This window comes from Pantoea sp. SGAir0184, from assembly GCF_043544755.1.
The window spans coordinates 3,578,369-3,595,713 of record NZ_CP028050.1; the positions used below are offsets into that span (position 1 = coordinate 3,578,369).

Below are 17,345 nucleotides of genomic sequence, written 5' to 3' on the forward strand. Positions count from 1 at the left end.
GGATGTGCTGGAACAAGGATGTTCACCTTATTCTCTGGAGGACAGTGTGATTGCAACACAACAACTAACCGGACGAATCTTCAATATTCAGAAATATTCGATCTATGACGGTGAAGGTATTCGCACGCTGATTTTTTTTAAAGGCTGTAATATTCGTTGCCCGTGGTGCGCTAACCTGGAAGGGCTTAACAGTCAGTTTCAGGTGATGTTCTCGCAGGATAAATGTATTAACTGTGGCGACTGCGTCAACGTCTGTCCAGCGGGCGTTCATTATCGGGCGGAGGAAAATGGCGAATTAAAACATTTCGTTGACCGCAATAAAGCATGCATCGGATGTCGCAAATGCGAAGCCATTTGCACCCGTAATGCGCTGGATATTATGGGCAGAGATGTCACCGTCAATGAACTGATGGAAATTATTATGCAGGATTATGATTTTTATCTCTCGTCCGGTGGCGGTGTCACTATCGGCGGCGGGGAAATGAGCCTGCAAACGGATTTTGCCGTCGCCCTATTTCGTGAATGCAAAAAGATGATGCTGAATACCGCCGTTGAAACCCAGGGCACGACTTCACTGGAGAATTATCAAAAGCTGGCTCCGGTGACCGATACGTTCTTATTTGATATTAAGCAAATCAACAGCGAACAGCATAAAGCGTTATTTGGCATAGGTAATGAAGGTATTCGCCGCAATCTGGAGTGGCTGGTGGATTCCGGTGCCGAAGTCATCATTCGCATGCCGCTGGTCCGGGGCTATAACGATTCGTTCGATGCCATTACCGGAGCGATTGCTTACGTACAGAAACTGGCCCGGCGCGGCAATATCCGCCGCATCGATATGCTGCCCTACCACCAGCTGGGACGGAAAAAATATGAGCGGCTTGATATGCCCTATCCCATTACCCGTGACCCCACATATTCCGCAGATGAGTTAGATCAGCTGGAAGCTTTTTTCTCGCAGTTTGATTTTGATATTCGCTTAGTGCGCCATTAACAGGAGCCAGCAATGAAAAGCTTAGGCGTAATTGAAACACAAGGATGGGTGGCCGCGATTCAGGCAGTGGATGCCGCCTGTAAAAGTGCCGGCGTGAGCTGCACCGGCTACCGCAAGGTGGGCAGCGGGCTGGTGAGCGTCTGTTTTGCTGGAGAGATCAGCGCGATTCACAGCGCTATCGATCGCGGTGTTGCCGCCGCCAGCGCGCTCGGCCTGCCGGTCAACGCCCTGATCATCGCGCGCCCGGAACCCAGCGTGGTGATGGCGTTAAGCACGCTGAAAGGCCGGACGCCCTGCAGCGAAGATAACGTCAGTGCGCCAGCCGCCAGCGTTGCCTTTCAGCCAGTCAGCAGTGACACCGATACAATCGCGACACCACAGGGAATGCAGTCAGAACAAGTTCTGACGGAAGAGAAAAGCGCCGCCGGGAAAAGAGGGAGAAAGGCATGATTGACACCCTGTTACACGCCAAAATTGCCACCCGCCTGCGTCAAAATGCGCCGGCCATCCCGGTCGGTATCTCCAACCGCCACGTCCATCTGTCCCGGCAGGATGTCGAAACGCTGTTTGGCAAAAGCTATGCCCTGACGCCGTTCAAACCGCTGCGTCAGCCCGGACAGTTTGCCGCCCAGGAGTGCATCACCGTGGTCGGCCCCAAAGGTTCATTAAGCAATGTGCGTGTGCTTGGTCCAGCTCGTGCAGTTTCACAGCTGGAAATCTCTCGCGCCGACTGCTTTACCCTCGGTATCAAAGCGCCAGTGCGCGAATCCGGCCAGCTGGAAAACAGCGGTAGTGCGTTGCTGATCGGCCCGGCAGGCCATATTGAGCTGCACTCTCAGGTGATTTGCGCCTGGCGGCATATTCACATGTCGCCTGAGGATGCCCGTCAGTTCAACGTCACGCATGGCCAGAAGGTCAGCGTGCGCAGTCCGGGTGAGCGTCAGCTGACTTTCGATGAAGTCGTGGTGCGGGTGCGTGACGATTTCGCGCTCGAACTGCATATCGACACCGAAGAGGCCAACGCTGCCGGGTTAAAGAACGGCGCGCAGGTCACGCTCATCGGTTAGCGGAGGTTCACCATGACCGATGAACAGATCGCCGGCCTCGCTGAACGCGTTATGCAGCACCTGCAACCGCCAGTCCTGGTGATGGTCACCGCAGCCACAGGCTATCGGGATGCCATTCGCCGCCGTCTGGCTGCAGGCGGACATCGTCTGCATCTCGCTTTAGCTGAAGCATCAGACGATGCCCGACAGTGGCAGGAGCTTGGCGAAATAGTGCCAGCGCACAGATGGCAGGATGCGCTGCAGTTAGCGCCTTATCGTGCGCTGCTGCTGCCGTTTCTTGACTATGCGCAGGCGGCGGATCTGGTGAATGGCACGCTGTATAGCCCGCTGAACCGATGCGTACACAATGCGCTGTTAAGCGGCCTGCCGGTGCTGGCGTTGCGCTATCACTGCGATCCAGCGAGTGAGCTCAGCCAGCTACTGGGCGCAAAAGCTGGCACTGCCTATGCCGGTCACATGCAGGCCACGCTTGCCCGTCTGGCCGACTGTGGCGTCACGCTGTGCACCATGAATGAAATGCTGGAGAGGCTGAACGGGAATCACCAGGTCGACGCCCAGCCGGCGAGCACTTTACGGCGCTATCTCACAGTCGCAGATGTCATGAATCACCCACAACTGGCCTTAGCACCCACGGCACAGTTCACCGATGCTGCCAGCGATTTTTTAAAGAAAACAAATAAGAACCTTACCTCAACTATCAAACCAGGAGTTTAACGTATGTCTTCCAAAACAAAATGTTGGCTTTGGATGCTGTTAGTCATCATTTCCGAGACCTCAGCCACATCCACCCTGAAAATGTTTGGCAGCAGCGAAGGTGTTAGCAAAATGCTGCTGCTCGGACTGCTGGTGCTGCTGTATGCCACCTGCTACTACTCGCTATCCCGGGCGGTCAAAGATATCCCTGTCGGCCTGGCTTACGCGACCTGGTCCGGTACCGGTATTCTGGTGGTTTCCAGTCTGGGCATAGCGTTTTACGGACAACATCCGGACATCGCCGCCATCATCGGCATGGTGATTATTGCCAGCGGCATCGTGATCATGAACCTGTTTTCCAAAATGGGCAGCGAAGAGAGCGACGTCACGCCTGTGGCCCCTGTCGCTCACGCTATGGACAAGAAAGTCACTCACTAACAGAGAAGGAACGGCATATGTTTAATCTGGGATTTTTATGGCTGGCGCTGTCCATTGGCTCCGAAATCACCGGTACATCGATGATCAAAAAGACCAACGGCTTTAGCAAACTGATGCCTTCGGTACTGGTGATCTGCGCTTATGCGCTTTGCTATTTCGCCTTAACCCGCGCGATGAGTACGATTCCCGTTGGCGTCGCCTATTCGCTGTGGTGTGGCTTTGGCATCGTTGGCGTCACAATTTGCTCAATGATCCTATACAAACAAAAACCCGATCTGCCGGCGATACTGGCCATGGTGCTGATTATTACCGGCGGCGTGATCATGAACGTCTTCTCCAACATGTAGAGACGAGAGACTATCGGGATATAGCTGCCGGATAAGAGAGCCGTTTTTCGGAATCGCAAAAGCAAAAACCCAGCCATAAAGGCTGGGTTTTCAGAATGTAGGTTCCCGTCAGGTTGGTTTGTCGGGGCATCGCTTTTCTTATTTAGCCAGTCATAACATGAACGTACCGTTACGTCAGATTTTTCGGGATTAGCACCAGAGCCATTTCGTCGGCCAGCGTTTCCAGTTCATGATTAACATCTGACGATGCAGATGCCGGTTCGGCATTGATGGTGAGATCAAAATCATCGGTGCCGATACGATCGCCATAAAGCATCATGGCTTTATCGCCATGTTGTTTCGATGCCCACTGAATGCCCTGAGCGTCTGGATTATCCTCATGGACCTTTTCTGCCCACTTACGTGTTTCAGCATAATGATTGGCAGCGGAGCCCAGTAATTCACTTTGTGAAATGCCATGCTTCTTCATAAAGCGTGGATTGAGATCGACCAGCCGAATTTCTTTTTTTGGAGAGAGCTGGCTGCGGGCAAGCTTATCCAGTACCGTCAGTTCAACAGGTGTATCCGCACATGGCACAGGCAGGTCATGCAAAACGGTTTCCATCAGTGCAACTGACAAATTCTCACCACCATATAACGTTGGAATGGTTTTTCCGGTGTTATCGGTGATCGGACTAAATCTGCTTTGCCCTTTTCCGGGATTAAACTCAGCCGCGCCAAATTGTGAAGCGTGGATCCGCTCAAATGTTTTGCCTTTCGGCCAGATCACCATTCTGGCCGTAAGATCGTCATTCACCGCTGGCGTTTTTATTTTCTCATCCATGTACCGGTCCCTCTTTTGCCCGCGCGGCCGCTTCCAGCACCCGTTCAGGCGCAGAGGCGAGAAGATCTTTCGGTTTTTGATTTCCCAGCCAGCTATTCGGTGAACCAAACCAGAGCGCCAGTGACCAGGGGGTTTTTGTTTCACCAAACAGCTGAATAATTTTCTTCAACTGCGGCAACGGTTGCCCGCCTACGTCCAGTGCATAAGCAGGATAAAGATCTTTGCCTTCAGAAGTAATGGCAAATATTTTATCGGCCCGCTTCCAGCGGTTCGGTAGACCGCTGGGATTTTTGATATCCTCGGCAGAGCCGCTGCGACGAGAGACTTCCTGAGCAGGCAACCATTCAGCATCATCAAGAATGGTTTGCTTCAGCTTCTCAAGTCGTGCCGTGTTAGAACTGCTTGCCGGTTTGCTTCTGACTGCGCTTTTCATCTTTGCAGTTGAAAGATTTTCGTCCCGTTTTTTAGCCGTGAGCTTTTCCAGCCCCGCTACCGCACGAAAGGCAGCCTCCAGCGCGACCTGAAATGCGACCTCGTCGATGTAAGCTGGACGCTTCAGGACATAATAAAGCTCTTCCTGCGCGCCGCTGAAAGCCGGAATGGAGATAGTGATGTCGGCCTGCCCGTCGCTGCTCTTCGAGTAAGAAACATTGCCAGAAGGCACCGCAATCACTTCAAATTCAGTCGATTTAACCGCACTGACCATAGCTGACTCCTGATTTCGGCATATACCTCATATCTACAATATAGACAAAATACCGGCCTCAGGCTATCGATTGTTGGTTGGGATTTCTGGCAGCGAGGGAAGGGTTGTGATTATCACCGATTTCTAAATTATTCCTATATTACAGTAGATTAAATCTACTCCGCATACATGAAACAGGGTTGAATGCATGCAAGGTATCTCTCAATTGACAAAGTATGTCAAGCCGAGCGAAGCATTATAAGCTGATGAAAGTATTTAAAATTGAGTGGGCAATCCGCTATCTGCTACGGGATCAGTTTGCTGCTGGGATTCTTTGCACTTACCAGTCAGCGCGGCGAAGTTATCTATGCTTTATGAAGGTAAACCTTCATCGCAGCGATCAGAAACTCCGTAACTGGGCGCAACAGCATCGCGTTCCCGCTTAAGCAAGTTAATGCGCCAGAACCACTCGCGCTGGCGCAGAGCGGAGTGCTGATTTGCTGTACGGTGCCGGCGCAAAGTGAATCCAGGGATGCTGGGGTGCAACTGACATTATCTGGGTCTGCAATTAAACGCCGGACTGCAGGGCGGCATTTAAACCGCGCTCAGTTGGTCAGAATCGATTCGATTCCCTTTATCAACGCAGGGAAATAGGATTGATCAATAGCGATCCCGCCGGTCAGTTGCCAGCTATCATATATAGCGGGAGTCGCAGTGAAGTTGAAACCGATTAAATCACTTCCCTCGACAGCATTGAATTCGCAGGTGAACGCTTTCATTCTTGGTGCGAAATTTACCGGCTTAGGCCGTCCATTTTTATACAGGGATGCATAAAACTCCGATAACATTTCCTTCAGGCTTTCAAGGTCGAAAATCGTCAGTTCGCACTGACATTGCAGTTTTATACTGCAACCAGCAATTTCCAGCCAGCACATGATCAAATCCAGCCTGCGATCTTCAGGCTCCTCAATTCTTTCGATAAATGAGAAGCGAAATAACGTATCTTCATTTTTGATCTCAAACATTTCTGCCCCGCCACTCAGTCGACATGGAAGTGTGAAATTGTCCAGTCCCGTTCCCTGACCACAACATGTAACGTGTACTCTTTGTGGACATACCTGATTTTATCATGCTCCACGATCTTTTTCAGACGGGTCATTTTTATACGATATAAAAACATGCCGGGCATTTTTTGAGCATCAGGGCTTCGTGAACCATAGCGGATAGCTTTTTCCAGTATATTGACCGGAATATATCTGCCTGATTCGGCCATATGCGCGGCCGTGGTACGCGTAAATTTAAGATTTCGCACGGACAGGCCAACCTTCAGGCGACCCCGCAGCATATTCAGCGTTGCTTCGCTTAACACACTGCTTATGCTTTTACCTGCAGCGACATCCAGCACCGCCCGACCACTGCTTAACAGGCGAAAAACACCAAATGCAATCAGCGCAATATCTAGCGGATCAATGAGCGGGGGTTGCAACGGGGCTTCTTCAAGCGTGGTAAAACGCCCATCCGCATCATAAACCTGCCACAGTCCGGGAGCCTGCGCGACCGTGTAACCAATACACAGCCCTGTAGCATCATCCACAATTGGACGCGCACCATGTGGAGGCATGAACTGAGGTTTTACAGCATAATACTCATTATGAGGCAGGAGGTTCCTGAAGTTGAAAAAGTACCCCGGCTCATCGGGATCCAGCATCCGTATATCCATCACACCTTCTCCATTCTTCCATAAATCAAATTCCCGCATACAAGAATCGCGAATTATTTAATGAAGTCAAGAGCCGAATTATACTTATAACTAATTTTTCTCAATGAATTAGCTTTGCAACTTATGCATGAGGCCGGTTTTTCAGTTCATCATTAGCCATAAGTTACCTGTTCCCCTATCAAGTTGCTGAACTCGCCGTTGTCCTGTCTTTTAGGGAATTCACTAACAGTTTCTGGTAATTTTCTGGTTATTCGTTATCTGAATCGCTGACGAGCAGGCTTTCACCGCGAAGTTAAATAAATACGGCAGAAGATGATGGACGATATTTTAAATGATCGCAGCAGCTGGAAAGAATTATGGATGAATGAAGGCGAACATCAATCAACGCCAATAAAAAAAGGGTATCAGCGCTAACTGATACCCTTTCAGAAGGTTGGCTTAAAACCAGGATGATGCATTTACTCTGCACTCACCGTTGCTGGAACGCCACCTTCTTTCAGACACCCGTCAGAAATGTGTTTCTGACCAGTGCCTTGATGTGAGTGGTGCCCGGACGCGGAATCGAACCACGGACACGGGGATTTTCAATCCCCTGCTCTACCGACTGAGCTATCCGGGCAACGGGGCGCATTAAACCTTACTCGCGCCGTACCGTCAAACGCTTTTCGGTAAAAATCAGCTGACTGCTGCCTTTTGCAGCAACCGCCGGACCCGATGGTAAAAACCTGGGCAACCGGGTTATTTAGTGGTGAATTTTTAGCCACCCACGCCGATAACCGTGCTGACATCCCATAACCATAATAAGGTCCACCATGTTCAGCACGATTACATCGGGAATCCTGTCGCGTCTCGCGTGGCAGAAACGCAGTCACAGCAGCGCAACGCTCAGTTCGCTGCAGGAGGCCATCGCTATGGTTGAGTTTACGCCTGATGGTCACATCCTCACCGCCAACGCGCTGTTTCTGGAGCGCATGGGCTACACGCTGGCAGAAATTGTCGGCCAGCATCACAGCCTGTTCTGCACGCCGGATATGGTGCAGTCACCGCAGTATCGCGAGTTCTGGCAGCGTCTGAATCGCGGCGAAGGCTTCAGCGATAAGTTTTTGCGCGTGGCGAAGCACAGCCGTCCGATCTGGCTGGAAGCCAACTACGTACCGGTGCAGGATCGTCACGGCCGGGTGATTAAAATCGTTAAGCTGGCGAGTGATATCACCGCGCGCATCATGGATGCGCAGGAGCAGCGCGCCATGACCACCGCCATTGAGCGCTCGATGGCGGTGATTGCCTTCAACCTCAAAGGTGAAGTGCTGATGGCCAACGATAATTTCTTCAATACCATGGGCTATCGCGCTGATGAGATCATCGGTCGCCATCACAGCCTGTTCTGTCCGCCCGAAATGCGCACCAGCGAGGCCTATCGCCGCTTCTGGCACAAGCTCAATCAGGGTGAATATATCTCCGGCCAGTTCGAGCGCGTCAATAAGCAGGGCAACACCGTCTGGCTGCGCGCCACCTATAATCCGGTGTTTAACAGCGCCGGCGAGCTGTACAAAGTGGTGAAGTTCGCCACCGACGTTACCGCGCAGGTGGAAAAAAACCAGCTGGAGCGCGAAGCAGCGCAGCAGGCATGGCAAACCGCGCTGCATACCAGTGAAAGTACGCAACAGGGAGCGGCGGTCATTGAAAACAGCGTGCAGAATATCAATGCGCTGGCCAGCGAACTGCACGGTATTTCTGGTGATATCAATGATCTGAGCGACTCTTCCGATCGCATCGGCGCCATCGTGGAGAGCATCCGCCGCATTGCCGACCAAACCAATCTGCTGGCACTCAATGCGGCAGTGGAAGCCGCGCGCGCCGGTCAGCACGGCCGCAGCTTTGCGGTGGTCGCCAGTGAAGTGCGCACCCTCGCGGCAAACATCAATCGCGCCACCAGCGAAATCGAGAATCGGGTGAGGCATAACCATCTGCTGGCGGATAAGGCGCAGAAAGGCATCGCGTCGAACCTGAAACGTGCCGATCAGGGCGTAGTGCTCGCGCAGCAGGCGGGCGGCGTGATTGCCGAAATTCGCGGCAGCTCCAGTGAGGTGGTGCGCGCCATCAGCCACGTCGCCGATACACTAAAAGCCCCGCAGTAAGCGCAGCAGCGAGCGCTGGCCGGCGGTGACATAAAAGTGTCATCGCCGTGCCGTAACCTAAGATTATTCCTAATCAACGCCAGACTCTTTCTCATGCAGCAGCCTGATTTCCGCACCGGGCTTAGCGCCCTGACGGGTCGTGCCCGCGCGCGTTCGCTGTGTATTGCGGTGCCGTTCGTCACGCCAGCGATGGACAACACGGCGGTAATGGCGCTGTTTAGCGAACACAAAGATTTGATTGGCCTGCCGGTGGTGGAAAACGGCACGCCGTTCGGCATGATTAACCGCCACATCTTTCTGTCGCAAATGACGCGCCCGTTCTTCCGCGAGCTGTACGATCGTAAAAGCTGTATCGCCTTTATGGACAAACAACCGCTGGTGATCGATGCCGAAACCGAACTCGATCGGGTCGCGCAGCAGGTGGTCGCCAGCGGGGATAAATCAGTAACCGATGGCTTTATCGTGACTGAACAGGGCCGCTATATTGGCATCGGTCTGGGTATCGACCTGATTCGTACCGTCTCCGATTTGCAGGCGCAGCAGCATCAGCAAATTTTACAGAGCATCGATTACGCGCGGGTGATTCAGGACGCGATGCTGGACCGCTCGCGGCAGCAGATGGCGCAGCAACTAAGCGACTGGTGCCTGCACTGGCAGCCGCGCGATGGCGTGGGCGGCGACTATTACGCCTTTCACCGCGACGAGCACGGCTGGCTGGCGCTGATTGCCGACTGCACCGGTCACGGCATTCCCGGCGCGTTTATGACGGTGATTCTGCATGCGGCGCTGGAGCGTGCGCTGCAGCACAACCATCGTACGCCGTCTGCCCTGCTGCAGGCGCTTAACCGCCACATCAAACAAACCCTGGGCCAGCTTAACGCCTCGCAGCAGACTTCGCTGTCCAACGACGGCTGCGATGCGATTGCGCTGCGGCTGGAGACGGCCAGCCATCAACTGAGCTGGGCCAGCGCGCGCATGCACGCGGTGCTGCAGCCGGTTCAGGGTGAAGCAGCCACGCTGCAGGCCGATCGCGTCGGCGTTGGCTACACCGATACGCCGCACGACTATTGCTGGCCGCAGCAGCAGCGCAGGCTGCAGCCCGGCGATGTGCTGCTGGTGATGAGCGACGGCGTGACCGATCAACCCGGCGGCGCGCGGCAGATCATGTTCGGTAGAAAGCGGATTCAGACGGTCATTGCACAACATAAAACCCTGCCGATGGCCGAGCTCTCCATGGCGTTTGCGCAGGCATTTCTTCACTGGCAGGGCAACCAGCCGCGACGCGATGACGTCACCTGGTTTGGCCTGCGTTATTAACGAGCTTCTTATGCATCCAGCTTCCACCGGCACGCACCTGCCGCCCGACAGCGTTGCGCTGCACTATACCGGCTTCTTTTCGCCGCAGAACATCACCGCGATGGGTGAAGTGATCAAAGTGTTTCTGGAAAACCAGCAGGCCCCGCTGAAAGTGCGCCGCCGGCTGTTCTCCAGCTTTGTCGAGATTGTGCAGAACATCCTGCGCTATTCGCAGGACAGCCGTACCCTGAGCCACGCCGAACAGCACTTTCGCTTTGGCACCGTAACGCTGCACGTGGACGGCGATAGCTATGTGCTGGAGAGCAGTAATCAGGTCGAACAGGCCGCCTGCGAGCAGCTGCGCGACTGGCTCGATCTGCTGCGTACCATGAGTAACGACGAAATTAAGCAGGCCTACCGTGTCGGTCTGCGCACCGAGAGCCCCGCCACCAGCAAAGGGGCCAATATCGGTTTGCTGACGCTTGCCCGTGATGTCAGTGAACCGCTGGAGTATGAACTGCGTCCGATGCCCGCCAGCGGCTACGCCACGTTTTGGCTTAAAGCCACCATTCACCAGGATTGAGGTTGTATGCAAAACCTGATTATCGCTGCCACTGAGAGCACGCCCGAAGTGAGTTTTGATTTTGCCACCCGCCAGTTTGCGCTGCGCGGCGAGTCGTGGCCGGAGAACGCGGCGGCGTTTTATCGCCCACTGCTGGATGCCCTTGAGCAGTGGCAACCCACCGACAACGACGCGGTGGTCGTGACTATCGCGCTGCGCTACTTCAACAGCTCCAGCACCAAAATGCTGTTCAGCCTGTTCGATCAGTTCAACCAGCTGGCGCAGCGCGGTCAGCGCGTCACGCTGAACTGGCTGTTTGATGCGGAAGATGACATCGCGGAAGAGTTTGGTCAGGAACTGGCGCTGGATTTTACCGATCTGCAGGTTAATCTGCAGGCGGAACTGGCGTCATGATGGACCTCAACGAGCTGTTCCGTGAAGAGAGCGAGGTGCTGAATCGCTCACAGCATGTGGCGGCGCAAAACACGCTGAGCGCGCAGGATTACCGCGAGGCGCTGCTGCACCTGAATCGCCACTATCAGCGCCTGATGCGCGAAACCTGGCGGCTGATCTCCCGCAGCGATCGCGCGGAGCGCGAGCTGAACCGCGTGAATGAGCAGTTAAATCAGCTGGCGCAGGAGCTGGAGTACAAAGCCAGCCACGATCCGCTGACGGCGGTGTGGAATCGCGGCGCGATTATTCAGCGCATCAGCCAGACGCTGGAGAGCGGCCCGGCGGCGCTGATCATTCTGGATATCGACCACTTCAAGAAGATCAATGACGAATACGGCCATCCGATGGGCGATAATGTGATTTGCGGGCTGGTGACGCGCATTCAGGCGCACTGCCCGGCCGGCGCCAGCATTGGCCGCATCGGCGGCGAAGAGTTTACCGTGCTGCTGCCGCACTATCGTCTGTCCGACGCGGTGATTGTCGCCGGTGCGATCCACGCCTCGCTTAACGCCTCGCCGCTGGCGGTGCTGCCGCAGCAACTGGTGACCGCCAGCCTCGGCGTGAGCTACGGTAAGCCGGGCTCCGATTTCGACACGCTGTACAGCAATGCCGATGCTGCGCTCTACGATGCCAAACACCACGGCCGCAACCGGGTATTTTTCCGCTGATCAGCGCGCCTGCGCGGTGCTGGCCGTCTGCATCGGCACGCTGCTATCCGGCGGCGGCAGGAAGATGTGGTCGAGGATATTGCGCATCACCGGCGCGGCCGTAATGCCTTCGTTACCGCCGTTTTCCAGAATCAGCGCCACCGCCACCTGCGGGTTGTTAAACGGCGCAAAGGCGGTATAGAAAATGTGGTCGCGCAGGCGCACCGGGATCATCTTCGCGTTGTAAGTCTGGTTCTGCTTCAGGCTAAACACCTGCGACGTACCGGACTTGGCGGCGATGCCGTACGGCGCGGTATGGAAATATTTATAACCGGTGCCGTTAGGCGCGTTAGCCATACCAAACATGGCGTGGCGCACCAGCGACCAGTACGGTGATTTCGCATCGCCAATCTGCGGCTGGGGCGCGGTCGGCTGGTAAACCTGCTGCCAGGTGCCGCGCTGTGCTTTGGCCAGCAGGTGCGGATTAATCACCCGGCCGTTATTGATCAGCGCCACCATGGCTTTCACCATCTGAATCGGCGTGGCAATCCAGTAGCCCTGGCCGATGCCCACCGACACCGTATCGCCCTGATACCACACGTGTTTATGCACTTTCTGCTTCCATTCGCGGCTTGGCAGCAGCCCGGCGTACTCTTCATTCAAATCGATACCGGTAGGTTTGCCGTAGCCGAACTGGCTGAGCATGCTGTGGATGCGGTCGATGCCCATCATGAACGCCACCTGATAGAAGAAGGTATCGGCGGACTCTTCAATCGCTTTGGTGACGTCGAGCATGCCGTGGCCGGACTTTTTCCAGTCGCGGTATTTGCGATCGGTGCCCGGCAGCGTCCAGGTAGGCGCGCCAAAGAAGGTGGTGCCCGGCGTAATCACTTTGCTCAGCAGCGCCGACATCGCCATGTAGGGTTTTACCGTTGATGCCGGTGGATACAGCCCCTGGGTGACGCGATTGATCAGCGGCAGGTTTTTATCCTGCAGCAGCGTTTTATAGGCTTTGTAGCTGATGCCCTTCACGAACGGGTTGGGATCGTAGCTTGGGCTGGAAACCATCGCCAGCACGCCGCCATCGTGCGGATCCTCAATCAGCACCGCCGCACGCTGCCCGGCCAGCTGGCTCTCCACATACTGCTGCAGATGCAGATCCAGCGTCAGCCAGATGTTTTTGCCTGCTACCGGCGGCACCTCTTTCAGCACGCGCACGATGCGGCCGTGGTTATCCACTTCCACTTCCTGATAGCCGGTTTTGCCGTGCAGCAGAGATTCGTAGTAGCCCTCAATGCCCTGCTTACCGATGTTGTGGTCGGCGGCGTAATTCTCCCCGACGCCCTCGGCATTGAGCCGCTTGTAATCGTTATCGTTTATCTTCGACACGTAGCCGACCACGTGCGCCAGATCGGCGCCGTACGGGTATTCCCGATCCTGATAGGTATCAATGGTGACGCCGGTGAAGCGGAACTGATTGACCGAGAAGCGCGCCACCTCCTCGTCGGTGAGCTCGGCTTTCAGCTCCACCGGTTTATAGCGGCTGCTCTGCTTAAGTTCGTGCTCAAAGGTTTCGATATCATCCGGTGTCAGATCGACGATAGGCGTCAGCGCCTTCAGCGTCGCCTGCATGTTGTCGATTTTGTAGGGCGTGACGAGGATGTCGTACCAGGTAACGTTGCGCACCAGCGGGATGCCGTTGCGATCGAAGATCAGCCCGCGCGTCGGCGCGATGGGGATCATTTTGATGTCGTTCTCGTTGGAACGTGTCTGGTAATAGCTGTGCTGCTCCACCTGTAAGCGATACAGGTTGATGCCAAGAATGGTGAAGCAGATAACAACCAGGGCAAACGCCACCAGCGCGCGGCGCACAAACAGTTTCTCTTCGGCTTCGAAATTGCGGAAATTCATCAGGGGCTTAGTCTCTTCATTATCACGCTAATGATAGGGAGAGATCGCCGCAGAGCCAGCAGGAAGATGCACAAGCCTGGGTAAAAGTGTGTCAGATGTTTACGGTGGAGCGGCTACGTCAGGAATGCGGGACAGGGCGTTGACCGGCTAATAAACGTTGCCCGATCGGTCCCCTCTCCCGCGCGTGTACAGTCCGGGGACATCGTGAACACTTGTTCGGGGACATGGTAGACACCTACAACTAAGGCATAAGAACCCGTTTATGGAGTCGCTTATGCCCTGGGATGCGAGAGATACCATGTCATTACGTACTGAGTTTGTTCTGCTCGCCTCGCAAGACGGGGCGAACATCCGCGAGCTGTGCCGCCGCTACGGCATATCTCCCGCCACCGGCTACAAGTGGCTTCGCCGCTGGGAGGAGGAAGGACCGTCCGGCCTTCAGGACCGCTCCCGCGCGCCCTGTCACTCACCCAACCGCTCACCTGACGACATCACTGACCTGCTGCGTATGGCGCATGAGCTTCATCAGCACTGGGGGGCCCGCAAGATTAAGCGCTGGCTCGAAGACTGCGGGCACCGCATGCCGGCCTTCAGCACCGTCCACAACCTGATGGCCCGCCACGGCCTGTTGCCGGGCGCAGCGCCGGGCGTCCCGGCCACCGGCCGGTTTGAGCATGCGGCCCCGAACCGGCTCTGGCAGATGGATTTCAAGGGCCACTTTCCCTTTGGCGGCGGCCGCTGCCACCCGCTCACCCTGCTGGACGACCACTCCCGGTTCTCGCTGTGCCTGGTGCACTGCGCTGACGAACGGCGTGAGACGGTACAGGAGCAGCTGGTCAGCGTCTTTGAGCGCTACGGCCTGCCGGACCGGATGACGATGGACAACGGCTCGCCGTGGGGCGACACCACCGGCACCTGGACGGCAGTGGAGCTGTGGCTGATGCGCCACGGCATCCGGGTGGGGCACTCGCGGCCGTATCATCCGCAGACGCAGGGGAAGCTGGAGCGCTTTCACCGCAGCCTGAAGGCGGAAGTGCTGCAGGGGAAGTGGTTCGTGGACAGCGGTGAGCTGCAGCGCGCCTTCGACCACTGGCGGACGGTCTACAACCTCGAGCGCCCGCATGAGGCGCTGGAGATGGCGGTGCCGGCGTCGCGCTATCAGCCCTCATCGCGGCAGTACAGCGCCCGCGTAGCGCCACCGGAATACGACGAGGGCGTGATGGTCAGGAAGGTGGATATCAGCGGGAAGCTGAGCGTAAAAGGGCTCAGCCTGAAGGCGGGCAAGGCGTTCAGGGGAGAGCGTGTCGGGCTGAAGGAGACGGGGGAAGACGGTTATTACGAGGTGTGGTGGTACAGCACAAAAGTGGGGGTGATCGACCTGAAGAAAAAGTCGATCACCATGGGTAAAGGATGTTAAAAAGTGTTCACTATGTCCCCGAACACCTGTCTGCCATGTCCCCGGACCGTACACGCGCGGGAGAGGGTTAGGGTGAGGGCGAAGGAAAACCGAGGAAAATCAATCCCCCAGCAGCACCGACTCCAGCGCGATCTTAATCATATCGTTGAACGTCGTCTGACGCTCTGCCGCGGTGGTTTGCTCGTGCGTACGGATGTGATCCGACACGGTACAGATGGTCAGCGCTTTGGCACCAAACTCTGCCGCCACACCGTAGATGCCGGCGGCTTCCATCTCCACGCCGAGGATGCCGTACTTCTCCATCACGTCGAACATCTGCGGGTCCGGCGTATAGAACAAATCAGCGGAGAAGATGTTACCAACGCGCGCGTCCACGCCCAGCGCTTTAGCCGCGTCAACCGCGTTACGCACCATGTCGAAATCCGCGATGGCGGCAAAATCGTGATCCTTGAAACGCATGCGGTTAACTTTTGAATCGGTGCAGGCACCCATACCAATCACCACATCACGCAGTTTCACGTCTGCACGCACGGCACCGCAGGAACCGACACGAATGATCTTCTTCACGCCGAAATCGGTGATCAGCTCTTTGGTGTAGATCGAGCAGGATGGAATACCCATACCGTGGCCCATCACGGAGATTTTGCGGCCTTTGTAAGTCCCGGTGAAGCCCAGCATGCCGCGTACGTTATTCACTTCGACCACATCGTCGAGGAAAGTCTCGGCAATGTGTTTTGCACGCAGCGGATCGCCTGGCATCAGCACCACGTCCGCGAAATCGCCCATTTCGGCATTAATATGAGGAGTTGCCATTGTTGTTCTTCCTTATGAAAAAGTGGTGGCTGTTTTACAGCAAGCTTTTGCCGTAGTCCATGCTGGACAGGCCAAAATAGCTGGCGATAGTCTGGCCGATATCGGCGAAGGTATCGCGGTAACCCAGCGAGCCCGGTTTTACTTCTGGACCGTAGATCAGAATCGGGATGTGCTCGCGCGTGTGCTCAGTGCCATGCCAGCTCGGATCGCAGCCGTGGTCAGCGGTGAGAATCAGGATATCACCCTCTTTCACCAACGCCATCAGCTCCGGCAGACGGCGGTCAAACAGCTCCAGCCCACCGGCATAACCGGCGATATCGCGGCGATGGCCCCAGGTCGAGTCAAAATCGACGAAGTTGGTGAACACAATTGAGTTGTCCGGCGCCTTCTTCATCTGCTCAATGGTAGCATCAAACAGCGCATCCAGACCGGTGGCTTTGACCTTTTGCGTGATGCCCTGCTCCGCGTAGATATCAGCGATTTTACCCACTGAAATCACTTCGCCGCCCTTCTCATCCACCAGCTTTTTCAGCATGGTTGGTGCCGGTGGTTCGACCGCCAGATCGTGACGGTTACCGGTGCGCTGGAAGTTACCGGCTTTATCGCCGACAAACGGACGCGCGATTACGCGGCCAATGTTATAGCCGCCGTTGGTCAGCTCTTCACGCGCAATTTCACACAGCGCGTACAGGCGATCGAGGCCAAAGGTCTCTTCATGACAGGCAATCTGGAACACCGAATCTGCCGAGGTATAGAAAATCGGCTTGCCGCTTTTCATGTGCTCCTCGCCCAGCTGGTCAAGAATTACCGTGCCGGAGGAGTGGCAGTTGCCGAGGTAGCCCGGCAGATCGGCGCGTTTTACCAGCGTATCCAGCAGCTCCTGCGGGAAGCTGTTCTCTTTGTCGCTGAAGTAGCCCCAGTCAAACAGCACCGGCACCCCGGCGATTTCCCAGTGGCCGGACGGCGTATCTTTGCCCGAAGAGAGTTCGCTGGCGTAAGCGTAAGCGCCGATAATTTCCGCCTGCGGATCCAGTCCCGGCGGGAAGCGGCCGGTAGAGAGTTCCGCCGCTTTGCCAAGGCCGAGCGCGGTCATGTTGGGCAGATGCAGCGGACCTTCGCGGCCTTCATTGGCGCGGCCTTCAAAGCACGCTTCGGCGATATGGCCGAGCGTATCCGATCCTTCATCACCGAATTTATCGGCGTCTTTGCTGGAACCAATCCCGAAGGAGTCGAGAACCATAATAAAAGCACGTTTCATGCAAGTCTCCTGCGCCATAGCGCGATGACAAGTCAAAAAAAAGCGATCAGATCAGTATACCCGAACGGCCGCTGCCTGGCACG

General features: G+C 55.6%; 19 protein-coding genes and 1 tRNA gene. 12 read left to right on the forward strand and 8 right to left on the reverse strand.

The window, feature by feature from the left end; translation table 11 throughout:
• Positions 1-46 precede the first annotated feature (46 nt).
• From cutD to C1N60_RS17010, 6 genes are read left to right on the forward strand one after another with little or no spacing between them, the layout of a single operon-like run.
• Positions 47-994, forward strand: a complete 948-nt coding sequence (gene cutD, locus C1N60_RS16985) for a choline TMA-lyase-activating enzyme (RefSeq protein WP_394521128.1) — start codon at positions 47-49, stop codon at positions 992-994.
• 12 nt (positions 995-1,006) lie between these two features.
• Entirely contained in the window at positions 1,007-1,444 is a 438-nt protein-coding gene (locus C1N60_RS16990) for a BMC domain-containing protein (protein WP_394521129.1), read from the forward strand.
• Positions 1,441-2,061 carry a phosphate propanoyltransferase gene (locus C1N60_RS16995; protein ID WP_394521130.1) on the forward strand — a complete coding sequence of 207 codons (621 nt, stop codon included), beginning with the start codon at positions 1,441-1,443 and terminating at the stop codon, positions 2,059-2,061. Before C1N60_RS16990 ends, C1N60_RS16995 begins: the two co-directional genes overlap by 4 nt.
• Before the next feature lie 12 nt (positions 2,062-2,073).
• Positions 2,074-2,775, forward strand: a complete 702-nt coding sequence (locus C1N60_RS17000; RefSeq protein ID WP_394521131.1) for a hypothetical protein — start codon at positions 2,074-2,076, stop codon at positions 2,773-2,775.
• 3 nt (positions 2,776-2,778) lie between these two features.
• Positions 2,779-3,192, forward strand: a complete 414-nt coding sequence (locus C1N60_RS17005) for a DMT family transporter (RefSeq protein ID WP_394521132.1) — start codon at positions 2,779-2,781, stop codon at positions 3,190-3,192.
• Between the two features lie 17 nt (positions 3,193-3,209).
• Positions 3,210-3,539: a DMT family transporter gene (locus C1N60_RS17010; RefSeq protein WP_127833635.1), complete on the forward strand. Its 330-nt coding sequence runs from the start codon at positions 3,210-3,212 to the stop codon at positions 3,537-3,539.
• 169 nt (positions 3,540-3,708) lie between these two features.
• On the opposite strand, the gene C1N60_RS17015 is transcribed toward C1N60_RS17010, so the two are convergent.
• From C1N60_RS17015 to C1N60_RS17035, 5 genes are all read right to left on the reverse strand, one after another.
• Positions 3,709-4,362, reverse strand: a complete 654-nt coding sequence (locus C1N60_RS17015) for an RES family NAD+ phosphorylase (RefSeq protein ID WP_394521133.1) — start codon at positions 4,360-4,362, stop codon at positions 3,709-3,711.
• Positions 4,355-5,068, reverse strand: coding sequence for a hypothetical protein (locus tag C1N60_RS17020; protein ID WP_394521134.1), 714 nt, complete (start codon positions 5,066-5,068; stop codon positions 4,355-4,357). The genes C1N60_RS17015 and C1N60_RS17020 overlap by 8 nt, the downstream gene beginning before the upstream one ends.
• A gap of 584 nt (positions 5,069-5,652) precedes the next feature.
• The gene (locus C1N60_RS17025; protein ID WP_159377333.1) at positions 5,653-6,072 is read right to left on the reverse strand and encodes a hypothetical protein; all 420 of its coding nucleotides are present in this window, start codon (positions 6,070-6,072) and stop codon (positions 5,653-5,655) included.
• A gap of 14 nt (positions 6,073-6,086) precedes the next feature.
• Positions 6,087-6,806: a hypothetical protein gene (locus tag C1N60_RS17030; protein ID WP_394521135.1), complete on the reverse strand. Its 720-nt coding sequence runs from the start codon at positions 6,804-6,806 to the stop codon at positions 6,087-6,089.
• 504 nt (positions 6,807-7,310) lie between these two features.
• A tRNA-Phe gene (locus C1N60_RS17035) sits at positions 7,311-7,386 on the reverse strand.
• 193 nt (positions 7,387-7,579) lie between these two features.
• Here C1N60_RS17035 and C1N60_RS17040 point away from each other — a divergent pair.
• The 5 genes from C1N60_RS17040 to C1N60_RS17060 all read left to right on the forward strand — a co-directional run bounded on the left by C1N60_RS17040 (position 7,580) and on the right by C1N60_RS17060 (position 11,884).
• Complete coding sequence (locus C1N60_RS17040) at positions 7,580-8,905, forward strand: methyl-accepting chemotaxis protein (RefSeq protein ID WP_058759546.1); 1,326 nt, start codon at positions 7,580-7,582, stop codon at positions 8,903-8,905.
• 93 nt (positions 8,906-8,998) lie between these two features.
• Entirely contained in the window at positions 8,999-10,222 is a 1,224-nt protein-coding gene (locus C1N60_RS17045) for a SpoIIE family protein phosphatase (protein ID WP_262256433.1), read from the forward strand.
• 10 nt (positions 10,223-10,232) lie between these two features.
• Complete coding sequence (locus C1N60_RS17050) at positions 10,233-10,784, forward strand: SiaB family protein kinase (RefSeq protein WP_394521136.1); 552 nt, start codon at positions 10,233-10,235, stop codon at positions 10,782-10,784.
• Between the two features lie 6 nt (positions 10,785-10,790).
• Positions 10,791-11,177, forward strand: coding sequence for a DUF1987 domain-containing protein (locus tag C1N60_RS17055; RefSeq protein ID WP_278707850.1), 387 nt, complete (start codon positions 10,791-10,793; stop codon positions 11,175-11,177).
• Positions 11,174-11,884, forward strand: a complete 711-nt coding sequence (locus C1N60_RS17060; RefSeq protein WP_394521137.1) for a GGDEF domain-containing protein — start codon at positions 11,174-11,176, stop codon at positions 11,882-11,884. The genes C1N60_RS17055 and C1N60_RS17060 overlap by 4 nt, the downstream gene beginning before the upstream one ends.
• Here the strand turns inward: C1N60_RS17060 and mrdA are convergent, their stop codons facing one another.
• The gene (gene mrdA / locus C1N60_RS17065) at positions 11,885-13,774 is read right to left on the reverse strand and encodes a penicillin-binding protein 2 (RefSeq protein ID WP_394521138.1); all 1,890 of its coding nucleotides are present in this window, start codon (positions 13,772-13,774) and stop codon (positions 11,885-11,887) included.
• Between the two features lie 262 nt (positions 13,775-14,036).
• On the opposite strand from mrdA, the gene C1N60_RS17070 reads away from it, so the two are divergent.
• Positions 14,037-15,191, forward strand: coding sequence for an IS481 family transposase (locus C1N60_RS17070; RefSeq protein ID WP_082678720.1), 1,155 nt, complete (start codon positions 14,037-14,039; stop codon positions 15,189-15,191).
• Positions 15,192-15,290: 99 nt separating this feature from the next.
• Here the strand turns inward: C1N60_RS17070 and deoD are convergent, their stop codons facing one another.
• Both deoD and deoB read right to left on the reverse strand, forming a co-directional pair.
• Positions 15,291-16,004 carry a purine-nucleoside phosphorylase gene (deoD, locus tag C1N60_RS17075; protein ID WP_021507654.1) on the reverse strand — a complete coding sequence of 238 codons (714 nt, stop codon included), beginning with the start codon at positions 16,002-16,004 and terminating at the stop codon, positions 15,291-15,293.
• Positions 16,005-16,038: 34 nt separating this feature from the next.
• Positions 16,039-17,262, reverse strand: coding sequence for a phosphopentomutase (gene deoB / locus C1N60_RS17080; RefSeq protein WP_021507655.1), 1,224 nt, complete (start codon positions 17,260-17,262; stop codon positions 16,039-16,041).
• Between the last annotated feature and the right edge of the window lie 83 nt (positions 17,263-17,345).

What these genes read in the sequence shown, in the direction of transcription:
- C1N60_RS17005 (WP_394521132.1), top strand. Translation starts at nt 2,779, where the DNA reads ATGTCTTCCAAAACAAAATGTTGGCTTTGGATGCTGTTAGTCATCATT.
- deoB (WP_021507655.1), bottom strand. Translation starts at nt 17,262, where the DNA reads ATGAAACGTGCTTTTATTATGGTTCTCGACTCCTTCGGGATTGGTTCC.
- C1N60_RS17050 (WP_394521136.1), top strand. Translation starts at nt 10,233, where the DNA reads ATGCATCCAGCTTCCACCGGCACGCACCTGCCGCCCGACAGCGTTGCG.
- C1N60_RS17055 (WP_278707850.1), top strand. Translation starts at nt 10,791, where the DNA reads ATGCAAAACCTGATTATCGCTGCCACTGAGAGCACGCCCGAAGTGAGT.
- C1N60_RS16990 (WP_394521129.1), top strand. Translation starts at nt 1,007, where the DNA reads ATGAAAAGCTTAGGCGTAATTGAAACACAAGGATGGGTGGCCGCGATT.
- C1N60_RS17040 (WP_058759546.1), top strand. Translation starts at nt 7,580, where the DNA reads ATGTTCAGCACGATTACATCGGGAATCCTGTCGCGTCTCGCGTGGCAG.
- C1N60_RS17070 (WP_082678720.1), top strand. Translation starts at nt 14,037, where the DNA reads ATGGAGTCGCTTATGCCCTGGGATGCGAGAGATACCATGTCATTACGT.
- C1N60_RS17060 (WP_394521137.1), top strand. Translation starts at nt 11,174, where the DNA reads ATGATGGACCTCAACGAGCTGTTCCGTGAAGAGAGCGAGGTGCTGAAT.
- mrdA (WP_394521138.1), bottom strand. Translation starts at nt 13,774, where the DNA reads ATGAATTTCCGCAATTTCGAAGCCGAAGAGAAACTGTTTGTGCGCCGC.
- C1N60_RS17010 (WP_127833635.1), top strand. Translation starts at nt 3,210, where the DNA reads ATGTTTAATCTGGGATTTTTATGGCTGGCGCTGTCCATTGGCTCCGAA.
- deoD (WP_021507654.1), bottom strand. Translation starts at nt 16,004, where the DNA reads ATGGCAACTCCTCATATTAATGCCGAAATGGGCGATTTCGCGGACGTG.
- C1N60_RS17015 (WP_394521133.1), bottom strand. Translation starts at nt 4,362, where the DNA reads ATGGATGAGAAAATAAAAACGCCAGCGGTGAATGACGATCTTACGGCC.
- C1N60_RS17030 (WP_394521135.1), bottom strand. Translation starts at nt 6,806, where the DNA reads ATGCGGGAATTTGATTTATGGAAGAATGGAGAAGGTGTGATGGATATA.
- C1N60_RS17000 (WP_394521131.1), top strand. Translation starts at nt 2,074, where the DNA reads ATGACCGATGAACAGATCGCCGGCCTCGCTGAACGCGTTATGCAGCAC.
- C1N60_RS17025 (WP_159377333.1), bottom strand. Translation starts at nt 6,072, where the DNA reads ATGTTTGAGATCAAAAATGAAGATACGTTATTTCGCTTCTCATTTATC.
- C1N60_RS17045 (WP_262256433.1), top strand. Translation starts at nt 8,999, where the DNA reads ATGCAGCAGCCTGATTTCCGCACCGGGCTTAGCGCCCTGACGGGTCGT.
- C1N60_RS17020 (WP_394521134.1), bottom strand. Translation starts at nt 5,068, where the DNA reads ATGGTCAGTGCGGTTAAATCGACTGAATTTGAAGTGATTGCGGTGCCT.
- C1N60_RS16995 (WP_394521130.1), top strand. Translation starts at nt 1,441, where the DNA reads ATGATTGACACCCTGTTACACGCCAAAATTGCCACCCGCCTGCGTCAA.